Origin of the sequence: Natrarchaeobaculum aegyptiacum, from assembly GCF_002156705.1 — an archaeon.
GTDB classification, from domain to species: Archaea; Halobacteriota; Halobacteria; order Halobacteriales; family Natrialbaceae; genus Natrarchaeobaculum; species Natrarchaeobaculum aegyptiacum.
The window spans coordinates 794,721-812,093 of sequence record NZ_CP019893.1; the positions used below are offsets into that span (position 1 = coordinate 794,721).

Genomic DNA, 17,373 nt, shown 5'->3' on the forward strand with positions numbered 1-17,373 from the left:
TCGTTTGACGTGGAGGGATGAACTCATACGGATCGTCGTTGTGTTTTATCAGTAATCGCTCGGACGGACCAGTGACAACTGGCAAAGAACGCCAACAGACCGCATCAGGTGTCGGGGACAACATTGACGAGGATATCAAACGCGTCAACACTTTCACAGACCCGATCGTCCGCATCGATTAGGTCGATCAGATCGGTGTCGGATTCGAGCGACGACTGTAACTGCGAGACGGCCCGGAGATACCGTTCGAGTGAGCGTTCGGTGACAACACCGTCGAGCAGATCGCCAATTTCGATGAGATACGGGAGCAATTCCGACAGTTGCTGGGTGTACTGGGCGTGGACGTTTTCGCTGTCGGCCAGTTCGCTGTCGGAAACCCGAACGATCTCTCGTGCTACTCGACTACTTTCCCCGTGGTGCTCTTCGATACGGTCGCCAAGCGTGGCAAAATACCTGGTACGATCCTTGATCGTCTTTCGGAGCGTGTACCGCGCAAACGTATCACGTTCTTGCTCGAGGGCGTGTAGCGACGTCTCTAGGTTGGCGAGTCGGTCCTCGATATCGTCGACGTCGGGATTTGGGTCAACGGGTTCGTGAACTGGCGTCTCGTGGGGGTTATCGGTGTCCGTGAGGTGCTGGACGAGCACGCTAAAGAGCAGTTCGTGGCTGTACACGTACGGGCGTGGGGCCCCGTCAGTAATTTCGGTCCACGATCCATCGGGTGTGCGTTCGTATCCTCCGAGATAGACGGCTGGATCGGACTCGGACGTCGAATCTCTCCCGTAGTCCTCGTGGTGCCGGTTGGTCAATTCCTGTGCGAACGACGTCGCATCACGGTCGGCCGATTTCAGTTCGGAGAGGTCAATCGTTTCGGTGACTGCCGACGTCTCCGGTGGGTTCTCTCGGTATGTGAGTTCGAACGTTTCGACGACTCGGTTTGGCACGGCATCGTCTTCGACCGCACCGTCAGTATCCGGTACTGGTACCGTCTCGACCGGAACTTCGTCGTACTGGATGAACAGGTGGAGTTCGTCCGACGAGGTGTCCGGCAGTGATGTCGTCGTCATCTGTTCGACGACGATCGGACGACCGTATGCATCAAGTGCGAGTCCCGGCGTCAGCGTTATTTCGATCCCGTCGCTCGTCGGTTCGAACGACTCGATGTCTAGTCCCGAAACGACTCCCGAACCGGTAATATAGCGGTTGAGCGTCTGCAACCGCTTGCTGTGATACGAGCGGTCAATCTCCATGATTCGGGGCGTCATCAGTTTCCCCTTAAAGAAGCGGTTTTTGGTGAATTGAGAGAGACTTCCTTCCGCGCTCGAAAATTCGCGTGATGGGCCGTTCATCTCCGTCTATCATTGCTGACACACTCTCTTTTATTAAAAATTCCGCATGTATAATTTACCGTAGGTGGTGACAGGAACCGCCCCGGCTCTGATACAGGTCGATGGACATCGGTTTCGGTATCCCTGCAAGTGTCTCGTTTCCGCAGTTGTCGACCAAACGTCGGTCGACGAGAGAGATAGGAACCGAATATATTGTCGATTAGAAATCGGCTGGCTGAACCTCGACCCAACGAAATCGATTCTCGCTACCCTACCCTTCATTAGTGCCACTCAAGTACGTGTCTTGTCCGAGCGTCGCATCACCCAGTGAGAACGACTCGGTTCCCAGGTGCGTGTTGACTCCGAGGAATGTTGCCCGTCCGAGCTCGAACTCGTCATCGACAACGTAGACTGTCGCGTCGACGTGTGCGGGCGTTTCAGTCTCGGTGATGGTCTCGATTGCTTCTTCGTGGACAGCGGATTCGAACGGGCCACAGAAGACGGCAACCGATCGATCCGTTGGAACCAGCGAGTCGTAGCTGCTGTCGGAGACACCGTCAGTTCCCAATTCGACGTCTGCCGGCTCGAGGAAGAACAGGCGGTGACCAGTCATCGTTTCTCCCTCTGCACCGCTCGAGTCACGCGCCTTTTTGTCCGTTGCGTGGCGAAGATAGAGTTCGATCACGTCTCGTAGCCCTGCGCGTGTCCCCCGTTTTTTGTAGAGTTCGGGAGCCCGCGCCAGGTATTCCCGTCGTGCGCTTTCGGGCCACTCGCGGTACTCGTCAGCGGCGAGCCAGTCTTCGAGCCACTCGAGTGAGTTGCTCGGGGCACCGTGTGGGTCGAAATATTTGGTGATCCCGTCGATCTCGGACTGGATGTCGACGAACGACGTCTCGAAAACCGACAGAAACCGTTCGAGAAACGCCGCCGATCTCTTGTCTTCCTGATACAGTTCAGGCATGTACCGGAGATACGACTGTCGAGGACAGTACGCCGTCACGGTGTCGACGAGCGGTGACGCCGTCGGTGTCCCGATCAGTTCGAGTGCGACGTACAGATATCGGCCGACAGCGTCGTGTAGTAGGATGTCTGGACTCTCGTCGCCTTCGGCGACTGTCCATTCGGATTCGGCGTGTTTTTCGAGCGCGTTGAACGCGGTTCGTTGCCACTTTCGGACGGTCTTCGACGACAATGACTCCTCGTGGGTGGCAATCGTCTTGGGATTGGACCGTGCCAGTTCCATCCCGGAACTGACACCAGCCGCCTGCAGTGACCTGCAGACGTCCGCGGATCGAAGCGGTGCCCACTGGTCCGACGGTTCGTTGGATGGAACGGTTTCACCAGCACCGACTCCGGAGGAGTCTGGTGTTGTCTCTGTCTCTCCCCCTGAAGTTGGTGTTTCGAGCGGCAACAACGGTTCGTCTGTCGCGTAATAGCGGATTTTGAGCCTGGTGTTTGCCGGAAAACGAGCGAGATCGACGGTCAGTCGATGCCACTCGAGTTGTTCGGTTTCCGAATCGTATCGCGTCATCGCGATTCCGGTGTGTTTGTTCCGATCGGTTCGTCCGAGGTATTCGGTTCGTTCGGTCAGTGCCAGACATCGGTTGTGCGTATCGATTGCGTAGAACGACCGCATTCCGTCTTCGGATTCGGTACTGATCAGCGTCTCGATCGGTCCGTCGCTCTCGACCGTTTCGAGTCGAGTCAGTTTCTTCGTCCCCGGCTTGTACTCAAAGAGGGCGTACTCGTTCCGATTTTCGACGACGCCAGCGAGGACGAGTGACTCTTCTGTACCCGTTATCGCCGTCGGCGTGAACCGATGGTCCGCGGCGATGAGCGTTTCGGAGAGTCGTGGTTCGTCACCATCGGTGTCACTGCGGTTGGACTCGCTTCTCCAGAGTCCGTATCCATCGCCCGTCGCGGTCAGTACCACTAACCCGTCCGTTACAGTCGTCGCGTCGACTATCGTTCCCGGCGGCTGGTTCGTTTCTTGCTTGTCTCCGCGAATCGAGACGAGTGTCCCCGCGTCGTCGACCACGTGCAATGCACCGCAGCCGTACGTACTCGCGGACGGCGTGTCTACTGGAACCTCGATCGCCTTGGTTTCCCGCCGCGTTTCGGGAATGACAGCTGTGGTCTCTCCTAACTCGTGAGTAACGAACACGCGTGATCCAGCAGTTGCGATCGATTGCGGTGCCCAGCCGTGGCGGGACGTTCTGTCGATCACCAGTTCGCGTGTCTCGGTCGTCACATCGTACTCGTACAATCCGCCGTCCATCGTGAGAAGGTAGAGGGTCCCGGTCGGGTCCACGGAAACGTCGACGATATCGTCGCCGATCATCTGTGAACGAATCGCGGTCGCCTCCGTCAGGGCGATTCCCCCGTCAGTGATTTGAGCGTTTCGTGCGACCCACTCTTTCCACCCAGTCTCGCTCGTCGTCACTGTATACGAAAACGTCACAATCGATCACCTCGCTGGGTGGATGGGTGCATATCGACGGTCACGCGTTCGACTGAAAACAGCCCCATCTCGCCTATCCTCACTCGGTCGTCGGTCGACGTCCCACCGTGTGCAGTGATCGAAATGTCCGACACCTGTGCAACCGCATCGACGCTCTCGATCACGTTCCCTAACGCCTCACGTTCGAGTGGGCGACCAAGCGGCCACCCGTTCTCGTCAAATCCGTAGAGTGGGTGAAGATACGACTCGACTGCATCGGTTATTGCCGACTCGAACCCGCTCTGGGCGTACTGCTGTCGAACCTCACCACTTACTGTAATCTCGAGTCGGACGTACTGTGGGCCGGTGACGTGAACCCGGTCAGTCAATAGCGTCCGCTCCCGGAGATACTCCCGAACGGTATCGAGAAACGCCGCACTTGGTTCGGGACTCGGAATGTCCGCCGGTGCGTATGGAACGACGATCACGGTCGCTCGTCCGCTGTCGACCGCGACGTGCGTCCGCCCGATCCTGAGACCGGGTGTTCGTGCCGCGAGACGGCGATAGTCCGCTGTGGTCACTGCACGAGCAGGGCGATCGAGGTCCCGTCTAATACGGTGTAGTGCCTCCGTAACAGTCTCGCCGTCCGTGCCGCCTGTTGCGGGCCCAAGCGGGGTGATATTTATTTCCCTCGCAGCGTGTTCGGCACCGAACGTCTCCCCAGGATCGTCGAGTTGCCAGTTTGCTGCTGCCGAGACGTTGCCGCGTTCACCACCACCGTAGACGTACTCTGCGCTGACCGTCGAATTTGTCGGGGGAACGGCACCGTTGAATCCGTCGCCGAACGTGACGCGACCTGCTGTCCGGTCGAGCACGTAGTGGCGGTCCTCAGGACCGGATGCATCGAAGTCGGGCACCTCTGTGTACCGTTCGCCGTCGACGTAGACCGTCACGGAGAGAACGGGACTGTTCGCGAATCGATACATCTGATTGTCGAACTGTGAGTCGGTTACTGACTCGGCTTCAGCGGACACCGGGGCCAATCGTTCGTGGTCGACGCTGACTGCGTGGGTCGCGGTGACGACGTTCGTTCGAATGCCGTCGAGCTGTGGTGGAATCTCGTATCCCGGACGGTCGACGCGACAGCGGATCCACGTCGACGCTGTGGCTGTGTCGGGGAGGGTGGAGGGACTCGAGTTGGCTTCTGCCGATAGTTCTGGTTCGTCTGTGACGAGTTCGATGATCCCTGATCGATAGAACGAGTTGGTGTCATCCGTGGAAACGGCCAGCCGTTCCCAGCTGCCGTCACAGTGGTGTTCCCACGCGAGTGCGACCGACGGCTCGAACGGTGAGTGCTGTTCGTCCGCCACCGGCGACGGCGTTGGCAGGTCATCGTCGTGGTAATCGACGTGAAGAGTGAGACGATCCGTCGACGCGAAGGGATCGTGGTCGAATCCAATGTACACGGTGTCGCCCGCTTCGACGCGACGGCCGAACGGCCGGTAGTACGTCCCCGATGCGTCGTTTGCCTCGCTGTGGTTGCTCACAGCGCCAGAATCACTGATTACGCTGTCGACGCGGGCAGTCGTAACAACGAGTGGCCTGTCTGTTTCGAATCGGTACCGTTCGTCGATACCGTCGGTCACGGCCAGTTTGGTCCCCGCTGGGAGCCGCGTCCCTGCGAATCGTTCGGGAACGTCGAACCTGATCGTCGCCGTCGCTGAATCCGGCGGTCGTTGTCGATACCCGAGTAACTGGAGGTACTTCTTGCGGTGTTCTTCGGTAATCTGGTCGAGTTGATAGGTGTGGGTCTCGGTCAGCCACGCGAGGACTTCCAGAATCGTTATGCCGGGATCGTGCGGGTTGAAATCCGTCCACTCGTCGGAGTACGCTGGAATCAGCTTTTTAGCCTGATCGAGTAACGCTTCGTACTCCCTGTCGTCCAGTTCGGGTAAATCAAGTCCCATCGCGTTAGTCCTCCGTCGTGGTGACGCTGAGCTCGTGCGGTCCGTGACAGACCAGCGTGTTTTTCGGCAGCGTTTCGACTCGCTGCTGATCGGTGATCGACCGCCGTTCGTCGTTGACCGTGATCGTCGCGTCGAAGTTCGACACCCCCTCGACGGCATCGACGCCGGTAACGACGTCGGCGAGCGATTTCCGTGACGGAAGTGTTCCGAACTCCCATCCATTACCGTTGTTTCCCGTCAATGGATGGATGAACTCGTCGAGTCGGTCTTCGATGGTCGATTTCAGCAGGGAAACGCTCTTGACGCCGCTCGCTCGAACCGTTGCCTGGACGGAGAGTTCACTGTAACTTGGACCGCGAACGACGATATCGCGGTCCGTATCCGAAACCAGCGTTGCTGGCGCACGTTCGTACAGCGTCTGACGTACGTCGTGTTTCAATTCCATCGACGGCACGGGCTTTTCCCGCTGTGCGTCCGGAACGATATAGACGGTTATGCAGTTCTCGGCATCGGTCACACAGGACACTCGAGCGAGTTCCGGAAACTCGCCTTTTGCGACCTGCTCGTAATCGCGTGGCGTTACTGCCCGCCCACGATGTCGGAAGCGGTTCGTCGATCGCGAGACGAGCGTGTCCGTCGATTCGACGTCTGTCCCGCCGCTGGCCGCCGTCGGATTCGTCACGGTATCGACCAGCGCGATCGAACTCTTGAGGTCGGTAATCGTCCACGGACCGACGTTTCCATCGCTGCCACCGCCGGTCGTATACGTCGCCTTGATATTGTCCTGTCCGCTCTGTGGAATCTTGCCGTTGTCACCGTCACCGAACTGAACCGTCCCCAGCGTCCGGTTGATGACGTAGTGGCGATCCTGTGGTCCCGACTCGAGAAAGTCGTCGACGGCGTTCCATCGAACCCAGAACGCCTTCAGTTCACCACGAGAGTCGTATTCTCGGTTGACGTCTGCCGGCCGTTCGTTCAGGAGTCGGCGTCGCTCGCCCGCCGACATGGTATCTAGTGCGTCCACCCAGAGATCGATGTCGATCACCGGTGCGTGCGAGCAGGCGAACGACTGTTCGTGGGACCCGTTGCTCGAACCGAGTATCTCGTCCTCGACGGTGATTTTGTTGTGCGCCCATTGCGTATTGGGATAGAGGCCTGAAAGAATGGGAGGAAGCGTCGTTTGTTCTGTCGTCATGTTCGCCGGGATTGACGACTGGCTGTCGTCGGTACGGGCGCGGGTGGTCGTCTCTCGATCTCGATCGGTGACGGAACCCTTACCGATCTCCCCGCCTTCCGACTGGAACGCAACGGCTTCGTCCTCAACATCGAGGTGGGTCCTAAACTCGTCTTTCGTCAGCCGTGCCCTGATCCAGTGACGTTGTCGACCGAACAGTTCAGCCTCCGTCGTTGGCGTCGGAAACGTCAGCATGACGATTCCTCGCTCGGTCAGACCGGCGGTCTGATCGCGAACGTCTATCTGGTCCCAGGTCGGCTCGTTGTCCACAGTACAATACTCCCACTGGACGCCCGGATCGAACTGTTGTGGATACGTGGCGTCGTCGATCACGAAAAAGAGACTTATCGGACCGTTTTCCAGTCGTCGATCGAATCCAAAATACACCGTCTGCGCGTCGTCGGGGAGCGAGACGAACGGATCGAAACTCCACTCTCGTTTCGTCAGGTCGTCACTGTATGCGCCGTTGTTCTGCCGGACGATCGTATTGAACGAGAGGTCGAGGTGCTCGTACTCGACGATAACATCGCCGTAAACCGGTGGATCGGGCCTCGTTGTGAAAGACGTCGACAGCGGTCCATCGGAATCTTCGATCGACGGCTGGTCGTACGTCCCGCTAACCAGGCGTGCACGGATCCAGACGTTGTCGTGACCTGCAACTGTCGTCGGCTCGATATCCGACGGCACCTCGAACTGAACACGACCGGGGTGTCGTAATGCCTCGGTCTCGTCTGCGACGGAATCCAACCGCGTCCACCCGTTTCCGTTCCAGTACTCCCAGGAGACCTCGGGTGGTCCGTCCAGAACCCCTCTATTCACGTTCGTCTCTTCGTCGAGATGGGGTAACGTGTCGGCTATCGCGTCACTTTCTGTCGCTCCAACTCCATCGTCTCCATCCCGACCACCGGTGGCCAACGAACTCGAGTCCTGCGGGTTCGCGGATTCGGATTCGGCCGGCGGTGTAAACGTGAGTTCGACCGTTCCGCCAGGCTTGGTAAACGCCTCCTCGCAGGCGACGAAAAACGTTACCGGTGGGTGCGGGACCCGTCCGAACGGGTGCAATCGATCGTCGTCGAGCGCGATCGGGACGTCGTTCGACAGCAGCATATCCGGGTCGAGACCCGTCTCAGAATCGGTCTCCCGATCGTTGCTCGTTACCTGTAGTGATATCGAACGGATAGTCCACGTTGGGACGGCCGTCCCGTCGCGCAGCGAACAGCGCAACCACCGACCCTCGATCCCGTTTACCGCCTGGAGCGTCGGTTCTCCGGGTAGCCGGAATCGCTGTTCGGCAACGCCGTCACGGGTGCGTGAGTCATTCGCTGAAGTACTGGAATTTGCCTGCAACTGTTCTTGTAAGGCTTTCACACTGTCGTCGTCGGACTGCGGCGTGTCGTCTACGACGCGCTCGAGGCGATGCCATCCGTGTTCTCCGTCCTCGTTTTCGCCGTAATACTCCCAGATCGTCTCTTCGAAGATCGGTTCCGGATCTGACTGCGAATCGATTCTGACGGTAAATGTCGATCCAGCGGCTACATTGAGTGCGGATTCGTTCTCGAGATAGAGTGCATGGGACTGTATCAGCTCGCCGTCGAACAGCCGCGTCTGTTCGCTCTCCAGCAGAGCGTCGTGATCGACGATCGCGTCAGCGGTCGGATCGACCGCGACGATGTCGGTAAGCGATGCCGGTGTGGCTTCGAATCCGGCCTCCTGTGGAAGCTCGAACTGTTGTGTCTCTCCGTTCGCCGGAGCCGCGATAGCGGTCGTTCCCCCGGGGATTGGCACGTTTCGATCGAGATCTCTGGAGACGTCGAACGAGAGTGGAACACGGGCTGCTTGCGGGGGTCGCCGATCGAAATCCAGCGCATCCAGAAAGCCGAGCAAGTGTTTTTCCGGGACCTCGTTGAGGCGGTTCCATACGTCGGCTTCGAACGACGAGAAGATCCGAACGAGCGTCTGGCCGACGTCACCTGACTCCGGATCCCACGTTTCGGTATATGTGCGTGCTCGCTGGCGAAGCGCCTCGTAGATCTCCTCCTGACTTCGGTCGTCAATAATTGGTTCGGTTCCGTTCATATTGTCGGCTCGTGATCAACGGAATTTCGATTCATCGGACGTCGGTTATCGGAACACTGATTCTGTGGACTGTTCGCCGATTCCACCGCTGTTGTGTCGTCCTGCTGTCGTCGTTCATCCGTCACCTTCGGTGATGTGGAATGGGTATACCATGTTCGAGAGGCTGTTCGTCGTGCGAACGTAGTAGTCGATCTCGATCAGGATTCTGTTGGGGTCGTCACTCGCCGTCGACACGTTGACGTCCTCGATGTCGATGCGTGGTTCCCACCGAACCAGCGCCTCGTGGACGCTGCTTTCGATGAGATTCAACGTTGCTGGTGACGCAGCCGAGTAGACGTGATCGTGGATATCACAGCCGAACTCGGGACGCATAACGCGTTCTCCTTTTGCAGTCCCCAGGATGATCTTGATCGATTCGCGAATGTCTTCTTCCGCGTCAGATGTTTCGATGTTGCCGCGGTGGTCGGTCGTGACCGGATACTGCCACCCGGTTCCGAGAAACTCTTCAGCCATGGTTAATCGATAAGGACTGTTGGACACCCGGAAACGATCTTGTTCGGGGGTCCGTTTTCGATGACCGTATCTCCCAGTCTCGTTGCCGGCATATTGTTTATCAGGACGGTTGTACTGCCGTCGACGACGGGACCACCGACGTGTGGTGTCACGCCAGTGGTTAGCGGACAGCTGTGGACATCGACGATCGCTCGCCATGCCGGCCGGTTCCCGATGAACACGTTCGGACTACCCGTCCCTGCCAATGGCGTTCCGTGAGCGGTCCCGTCACCTGTTCGTGCTGCTGGTTTCATGGTTAGTTAAGTCGGATAATGGCGCCTTTGATCGTAAGCGGTCCCGTCGAGTCGACACTCATGATGCCGCCACTATCGATACCGACGTTCGCTTTCCCGGAGATGTCTACGGTATTTTTGCTCTTGACGTCGACCGTCGTGCCACCGGTGATCTCGACGCTCTTGTCGCCATCGATCTTTACGTTCTTTGCGGAGAGTTCCAGCGTATCGCCGGCATCGACCGTGACGGAGTCGTCCGATGAATCGAGGACGATCCGATTCGTGTCGCTAGCGTCACGGATCGCGATGGTCTCTCGTCCGTCATCGTCATCGATAACGATCTCGTGACCCTCACCGGTCTGGATCGTCACACTTCCTCCATCGCCATCTCTGTCGTCGTCGAAAGTGATCCGGTGTTCGTCCCGGGTCCGAATCTCGCGAACGTCGTTGTTGCCGTCGTTTTGTTGTGGCGGTTCCTGTTTCCCGTTCCACAGCGATCCGACGACGTACGGTCGATGGATATCGCCGTTCTCGAACGCGACTAACACCTCGTCGTCGACTTCCGGCAAGAAATACGAGCCGTATTTGTCGCCGGCCATCGGCGTCGCGATACGGGCCCAGTAACTCTCGTCGTCGGCGTCCCGCCAGGGGAACTGCAGTCTGACGCGTCCAAGTCCCTTCGGATCTTCGTTGTCGGTAACGATACCGACGACGACGCCTTGCATCCCGCCGTCCGACGTTTCGCCATCGAAAAATCCGGGTTGGCTCATGAGCCCACCTCCACTGCTTCGAAGGTCGTTCGATAGCCGGCTGCTCCCATCCGATGAGTCGCCCTCGTCACGTGGTAGCGTCCCGAGAATCGGTCGCCGAGCTCGACAAGTTCGATCGTTTCTCCCGCACGTATCTCGGGAATCCCATCCGCTTCACCGTACCCCTGGACGACCTCGTCGGAAAACTGGTTGAGTTTCGTCTCTGCAATTCGCTCGGCTTCGTCGGGTGACATCGCTGGCACACAGAATACCTCCTTGTGTTTTGCGTCGGAACTGCCCGCCGTTTCGACGATCTCTTCTTTCTGTTCGACGTCCCACGACCTGACCTCGACCTCGTGTGTGTCCCGACGGTGAGATATCTCGCCGGTGAAGTCGTGCAGATCCTCGCCGTACCACAGCTCGACGACCGGCTCGTCCGAGACTGCCGACGACCGGGGAACGAACTTCACCGTCGACCGCTCGGCGTAGAACTCGAACCCGTACGTTGCTGCGAGGTCGTGGACGAATCGATAGTCGCTACATCCGTTTTGAATCAATTTTTTGCGTTCGATGTTTGCACTCTCGACTTCGACTGTCGAGAACGGGTACGCCGAAAGCACGTCTTCGACGGCCTCCCCGATAGTCGCTTTCTCCCACGAATCCGACCGGGATCCTTGCATCGCTTCCCACAGCAGTCCATATCCCGAAACCTGCACTTCGGGACCGTGTTCGACAGTGAATTCACCGGTAATCGATTGAATCTTTCCCGACAGAAGCGGTGTCAACTCGCCCTCGTCACCGTACCCCATGGCGATTTCCACGTCGGTCCCGACCTCGAACTCGTCCCAGGACAGCCCGGCGAACTCGTCGAGTTCTTCGTCGAACGGGAAGTTGAGACCGAACGAGAACCGATCCGCTCCGTCGAACGATGTCTCGACGACGAGATCGGCAATCCGACCCCCCGGTTCCTGGAACCGCTGGTCGCCGATCACTACTTCGAACCGTGGCGAATACCGGGGATGGTTGTCGATGTCGTAACTCACGTTTCGGTCACCTCTCTCGACACGATACGCGCCGTCGCTCGAGTTGCTCGGTGTGGGATGTACTCGATCATACTACAGTGGGGGCAACTCGAGCTTGTCTCCTGGCTCGATCGCCCGGGGGTTGTCGATGTCGTTCTGATCCGCGATCGTTCGCCAATGTGATGGATCACTGTACTCCTCGTCGGCGATTAACCAGAGCGTATCTCCTTCGGCTACCGTCCAGACTTTCGTCTTGTCTGTCGACTCCGGGGAAACCACCGACTTATGATAATCTGCTGTTTTGTACTCTTTGAAGACGATCGACACGCGAGCCCGTATCGGGATTCCACTGGGCAGGAACTTCGTAAATTGCTTGTTCGCACGTTGGACTAATGCGGTGAAATCGATTCCATCTCCCCACACGAACCGACAGACCGGCGGGGCGTGAAGTTCACCGTCGACGGTCAGCAAGTAATCGATCGCGTCCGTATACCGTTCACGGACGTCGAGATCTTCGGACGATGCGTCATCGGAGCCGAGTTCGTTTGTCGTGTCGAAAAACAACTCCATCGACAGCGTCTCCGCATTCCCGTCGACAAACTGCATGATCGACGCTCCCGATCCAGTCGCTTTCATCTCGCCGTAGTTGACACTCTTTTCGAGTGCGTACGAACTCGGGTTGAACCGACACTCGATCGTTTCGCCTTGCTTTTTCCCGTTGAGGATCGTAATCTGGGCCTTCTCTAGTTTTCCATTCGTCATTGCTGACCTCTTCGTTCACGTTCGATTCGCTTTCGTCGCTCGAGTTTCCGATGAAGGCGTTCGACGACACGATCGACGTCTGCCTCGTATCGGAGCGATTCGTCTGGCAACTGAACGCTGCTCTTTGTTCGACGAGGCTGTGCTCTGTGATCATCGGTGGAGTGGTGGGCTGGCGCTCCGTGTGCCTGGTCGATGTGACTCCGGTGTCTCTCGCTAGAGTCGTCAACCGGGCCGAAGGACATCGCTGGTGGCGGTCCACCAGTCTGATCGATGCCCTGGGAACGACGGTCCTCGTGTGGGAATAGCCGTCCCGATTCTGGACCCGAGTTCCCTTCGATCGCCGATCGGTTCGTAACCCACTCGTGTCGTCGTCCGCGTCTGGATCGCTCCGACGTGTCGGAACGTCGTGAGTCCGCTGACCGACGGTTCTGGACACGCTGGTCCGACAACTTTCTGTTCGGCCTGTTCCGTGTCCCGGCCGTGCTGTCACCGGATCGCGGACCCGATCGGGATCGGAACGCATTTTTCTGCTTCCGTTCGCCGATTAGGGGTGCGGAGACGTGCGCCGACGCAGCCTCCCTACCGCCACCGCGACGAGACTGCTGTTGTCCGCCGGTAGTGGCGATTGGTTGCTGGGCTCTGTAGACGAGAGCGGGCCGATCAGTATGTGAACTGGCTGTCCCAACCATCGACTCGTCGACACTACTTTCAGATTGGAATGTTTTATATTTATTTATCCCAGTTTTGCTATTGATTTCTCCTGGCTCGGCTGCCCGTTTCTCACCAGTTGTTTGAACTCGTCTCGGGGCCGTAAGCGACGGTGACGAGTCGACGACTCTCGGTGCGGTCACGTTCTCATCGTTCTCCGGGGTCGATTCGGAGCCTGTACCGATCGCTGTCTGTCCGGACGAGGATCGCTGCTGTTGGTTCTGGTTCCGATCCTGATTTTGATCCTGGCTCTGGTCTTGGTGGTGCTCGAGTTGCGAGATGCTCGGCGATCGGTCGTTTGTGACGCTGCTTACCCGGGGAACGAGGGGCGACTCGTCACTCGACGGTCGGTGGTCCGTCCCCGTCGTGGTCAAGCTACCCAAGACGTCACGACCCGTCGACTGCGTCCCAAGGATTCGGATTCCGGAGCCGACTGTACTGGTCACTGTCGCCGTACGAGTAACTGACGGAGAGCCCGACCCCGACGAACGGATGGAAGCCCGATCAGGACTGCGCCCCACCCCAGCAGTGTCTTCAGTTGCCGCAGTTTCTGAAACCGAACTCCTCGCTTCACTGCCACTGACTGTACCACTGGTACCGAGGGAAAGCCGCGGTGACGACGCTCGAGATGCCGTACGGTTGCTCGATGTCGACACCATCGGACTCGAGGCGCGTTCCTGACGTTCTGGTCGTTCTGGTTGTTCAGGTGTGCGGTTCGCGTGGAATTCCTGCGTTTGGGTCGCATCGGAGTCGGTCATCGGAGAGCGAGACTGCACGAAGAAACGGCTGCGACGTGGTTGACCTGCAGTGGCACTCTGTTCGCTATGCACTGCTGTTTGCGTCCCTCTCGCCGTGTTTTCGAGCGAAAATACGGATCGCTCCGACGTCGACACTGACCCGGTCCCACCGGTTTCGGGTTCGGCAGTTGGAACCGCCATCCCGGAGCTCTCGGTCACGTCGTTTACCATCCGTCCCCGCTCTGTGGCCACCCGGTCCGTATCTCGATTCGCCGGACGGGAGAACAGATCTGTACCCTGATTCGTCGGACCGGAGAACTGATCCGTCGACTCGAGCGGCGAGTGGGTGTCTGGAGGTTCCCCCGTCCCCCAGGTGGTTGCCGCCGAAGCTGGCACCCCACTCGAGGACGTCGTCACGGGACTGGTGGACGTGATTCGGACATCTGTGGCCGCAGTGTGTATTCCAATCGATGCGGTCCGATCACCAGCGTTGTGTGGGGCCGACCCGATCGAAAGCCGACTACTGGCGTCGGAACTCTCGGTGATGAAGGCGGTACTGGTCGCCTGTGAGACCGGCGTCGGGTCCGCATGCGGGTTTGTCGAGGTCCGGTCGGCAACCGAACCACCCGGCGACGAGCGTGCGGTCGTCGCAAAAAACGATACCGATTGCTGCGATCTGTAGTTCGACTGGCCTCGTACTGTCTGGTGATCTCTCGGACGATCGACGGAGACGGCCTTCGCAGATTCCCCCGGAGTCGTGACTGTCGCTCGTGACGCCGCCACCTGTGGGGTCACATCTGACGAAGCTGGCACCTCCTTCGAGAGCGTCAGGGGGGTGTCGGTCGCGAGTTGCACACTCGTAACCCCAGTGTGGGACGCCATCGATGCAATCCGGTCCCCGGGGCGGTGAGAGATCGATCTGATCGAGGGCCAACTTCTGGCATCGGACCTCTCGGTAACGAATGCGGTACTGGTCGTCCGTGAAACTGGTGTCGTGTCCGTATGCGGGATTGTCGAGGACTGATTGGCTGCCGATCCACCCGTCGGCGAGCGAACAGTCGTTGCCGGCATCGATACCGACTGCTTCGATCGGTGGTTCGACTCGCTTCGGGCTGTCTGGTGATCCCTTGGGCGATTGGCGGATGCGACCGAGACGAGTTGCTGTGATTTCGCAATTCTATCGGTTGGCCTGCCGTTCGACGCGATCGTCGCCGTCTCTGTGGGTTTGGGTTCAACTGGTGGGTGGCTATCGAGTTGGGACACGGACGGTGACCGGGACACGTCCCGGCTGATCTCAGTCAGTATCGTTCCGATCCGTGACGTGGACCCGGTCGTCTCCGGTCGCGTGTTCTCAGGCGTCGGGGTTCGGAATTGCGCGCGTGGTGACGACTGTTTGGAACCTGAATCGCGGTACTCGAGGGTGAACTGGGACGGTGGTATCGTCGCCGATCTGAACGATGCTGATCGATCGACGGATCCACGCAGCCGATCTCGATTTACGTCATCCCCAATCCCCTCTCTGACGAGGCCCGACGCGGTCACAGCGTTGGGAGTCTCTGCTGTGACCGTTCCCCTGCCAGCCGTGCTCCGGCTCGAAACCGCACCGTCTCGGTGATCACCACCGCTCTCGTTTGCTAGCGGCCCCGCGTGGACCTCGCTCGCTCGCGCTGGTTTCCACGCCGTGAACGACTGTCGACCGCGCTCGTCCTGCGCTGCAGGGTGGATCCGAGTCGAGTTGCGGACGAGTTGCGATCCGATTGTGGGTCGCGGGATCGAGTCGGTCGGGGGAGGGCTCGAAGACGACTCCAAGCCGACGACGGACGCGTCGTCGCTGGTGGGAGTCGTCTTCCCGCGAGCGATACCCGTCCTGTCCGGCGAAGCATTGGCAGCCACTGGCTCGATCTCAGTCCAGTGACGACTGGATCCGCTGGGGGTGTCGGAACCAGTATGGATTGCTGGGTACTGACGATCCACTCGAGATCGAGGCCGCTTACGATCCGATTTCGTGGGAGTGGACTGGACTACGACTGGTGACACGCTGGCCGCAGCGGCTACGCGATCCACCGCTTGCACCTCCCCCCGTCCAACGTCCGTGCCTGAAACGCGTGGAGACGGCTGACGCGGGATGACTGCAGTCGTCGAACGGATAGGGCTGTCATACCACCCACTGGCAGACGACGATTCATTGCTGTCCTCGTACGAACGGGCTCCGTCGGTCGTTGCGTCCGTTTGAGATCCGGATCGGGATCCGACACCCCTCGAGCGACCGGCAGTCGTCAGGACCGACATTCTGCCTCGCTGGCTATCTTGCCGACCTGCCGCCCGTTGCTCATCGGCTGTCGACTCCACAACCGTCGGAACGGGTCTTCGGACGGCTCGAGGTCTCCGGTCCGTTAGTCGCCGTCGATGGTCACGTTCGATCACTGACGCATCCCCGGCGTCCGATCGAACTGTGCTAGTAGTGGCCGATGTTCCCCCACTGTTGGCTGCGATCTGCCGGCTCGCCGTTGCAGTCACGTCCCGATGCTCTGCTGGCAATTCGGTGCCGCCGAGCAGGTTCGAGGAGTCTCCAACTGCGGGTCCGCCAGCGTCGGTATCAACCCGCCGGTCAGTTCGAGCCGCGGTAACTGTTCGAACAGTTCGCGGATTTCGGACAGTGGACCGTTGGCGCTCGAGCACCGAGGATTCGTTCGCTCCGTCGTCGACCTGGCCGACGTTCCGTGAGCGAGACCTGTCACCCTGAAAGCGGTGGCCGGACGGATCTCCCTGACGCGACGACACGGTGTTGGGTGGCCCCGGCGTCTCTGTCGCCGGTGATCGACTATTACCAGACCTGACACTGGCCGACACCGATTCGCTCCCCTCGCTTCGCTGGCTTCGGTGGTGTGTTGTCGTCCAGCTTGATCGAAGCCGTCGAATGTCGTCACCGGCCGCTCGTCCAGTCAGTGCCGCGATACCGATGGGACGCGTCGATCGACGAGTGCCGACCCCGTAGACGCCCTGCTCTGTCGCTATCGACGAACGGGCAGCGTCCGTCGTCGTCTTCTCCCTCTCTCGTGACGGCTGTTGATCACCGTGGGTCGTCGGGGTTGGCACGTCGTCGGTCGCTACTGACGCCCTCGAGGACGTGCGCTGTCGGTACCGGAATTCGGGTGTACCCGAAACCCCGACTTTGATGGCGACTGCTCCGCTTCGTTCGTCCGTTGTTGTAACAGTCGATTCGTTCGTGGTAGACGTCCCTTCGGTCGTGGTCCCACCCTCGAATTGCATCTCGCTGGCTGGACGCGGTATTCGGTCGTTCCGGGGCGGGGACTGCTCCTGAATAACCTGCCGTTCTCGATTCGCGTCCGTCTTTTGGCTCGCCGACTCGTCTTCGGGAGCCGCGGACGTGAGATGGCTGGGCGTCTCGCCGAGCGTGGAATCGCGTACTCGCACCTGGGTCCGTTCCGGCGAGCCGCGCTGGTCCGCTGTGGACGTTTCGATCAGCGACAGTGGATCACCGTCGGTATTGAGTCCGAACGGTTCCGGTGGGTCGTCGGGGAGAAACGACACTCCCGCCAATTCT

At 59.2% G+C, this 17,373-nt stretch carries 9 protein-coding genes; all 9 read right to left on the reverse strand.

Going from position 1 to position 17,373, the window contains the following annotated elements; genetic code table 11:
- Nucleotides 1–104: 104 nt before the first annotated feature.
- A complete protein-coding gene (locus tag B1756_RS03990; protein ID WP_086887379.1) occupies nucleotides 105–1,349 on the reverse strand; it encodes a CIS13 family contractile injection system protein in 1,245 nt (414 codons plus the stop codon).
- A gap of 250 nt (nucleotides 1,350–1,599) precedes the next feature.
- Nucleotides 1,600–3,669 (reverse strand): CIS12 family contractile injection system protein, encoded by a 2,070-nt coding sequence (locus B1756_RS03995; protein ID WP_228434459.1) that lies wholly within the window; start codon nucleotides 3,667–3,669, stop codon nucleotides 1,600–1,602.
- Between the two features lie 116 nt (nucleotides 3,670–3,785).
- Complete coding sequence (locus B1756_RS04000) at nucleotides 3,786–5,735, reverse strand: putative baseplate assembly protein (RefSeq protein ID WP_086887381.1); 1,950 nt, start codon at nucleotides 5,733–5,735, stop codon at nucleotides 3,786–3,788.
- 4 nt (nucleotides 5,736–5,739) lie between these two features.
- Nucleotides 5,740–9,045, reverse strand: coding sequence for a baseplate J/gp47 family protein (locus B1756_RS04005; protein WP_086887382.1), 3,306 nt, complete (start codon nucleotides 9,043–9,045; stop codon nucleotides 5,740–5,742).
- Between the two features lie 114 nt (nucleotides 9,046–9,159).
- Nucleotides 9,160–9,558, reverse strand: a complete 399-nt coding sequence (locus B1756_RS04010) for a GPW/gp25 family protein (protein WP_086887383.1) — start codon at nucleotides 9,556–9,558, stop codon at nucleotides 9,160–9,162.
- A 2-nt stretch (nucleotides 9,559–9,560) separates the two neighbouring features.
- Nucleotides 9,561–9,851: a PAAR domain-containing protein gene (locus B1756_RS04015; protein WP_086887384.1), complete on the reverse strand. Its 291-nt coding sequence runs from the start codon at nucleotides 9,849–9,851 to the stop codon at nucleotides 9,561–9,563.
- A 2-nt stretch (nucleotides 9,852–9,853) separates the two neighbouring features.
- Nucleotides 9,854–10,600 carry a phage baseplate assembly protein V gene (locus tag B1756_RS04020; protein ID WP_086887385.1) on the reverse strand — a complete coding sequence of 249 codons (747 nt, stop codon included), beginning with the start codon at nucleotides 10,598–10,600 and terminating at the stop codon, nucleotides 9,854–9,856.
- Complete coding sequence (locus B1756_RS04025) at nucleotides 10,597–11,622, reverse strand: phage late control D family protein (RefSeq protein WP_086887386.1); 1,026 nt, start codon at nucleotides 11,620–11,622, stop codon at nucleotides 10,597–10,599. Before B1756_RS04025 ends, B1756_RS04020 begins: the two co-directional genes overlap by 4 nt.
- Before the next feature lie 72 nt (nucleotides 11,623–11,694).
- Nucleotides 11,695–12,363, reverse strand: coding sequence for a CIS tube protein (locus B1756_RS04030; protein ID WP_086887387.1), 669 nt, complete (start codon nucleotides 12,361–12,363; stop codon nucleotides 11,695–11,697).
- Between the last annotated feature and the right edge of the window lie 5,010 nt (nucleotides 12,364–17,373).

Coding starts and splice junctions, on each gene's coding strand:
- B1756_RS04015 (WP_086887384.1), bottom strand. CDS start 9,851: ATGAAACCAGCAGCACGAACAGGTGACGGGACCGCTCACGGAACGCCA.
- B1756_RS03995 (WP_228434459.1), bottom strand. CDS start 3,669: ATGATCGGCGACGATATCGTCGACGTTTCCGTGGACCCGACCGGGACC.
- B1756_RS04005 (WP_086887382.1), bottom strand. CDS start 9,045: ATGAACGGAACCGAACCAATTATTGACGACCGAAGTCAGGAGGAGATC.
- B1756_RS04030 (WP_086887387.1), bottom strand. CDS start 12,363: ATGACGAATGGAAAACTAGAGAAGGCCCAGATTACGATCCTCAACGGG.
- B1756_RS04010 (WP_086887383.1), bottom strand. CDS start 9,558: ATGGCTGAAGAGTTTCTCGGAACCGGGTGGCAGTATCCGGTCACGACC.
- B1756_RS03990 (WP_086887379.1), bottom strand. CDS start 1,349: ATGAACGGCCCATCACGCGAATTTTCGAGCGCGGAAGGAAGTCTCTCT.
- B1756_RS04000 (WP_086887381.1), bottom strand. CDS start 5,735: ATGGGACTTGATTTACCCGAACTGGACGACAGGGAGTACGAAGCGTTA.
- B1756_RS04020 (WP_086887385.1), bottom strand. CDS start 10,600: ATGAGCCAACCCGGATTTTTCGATGGCGAAACGTCGGACGGCGGGATG.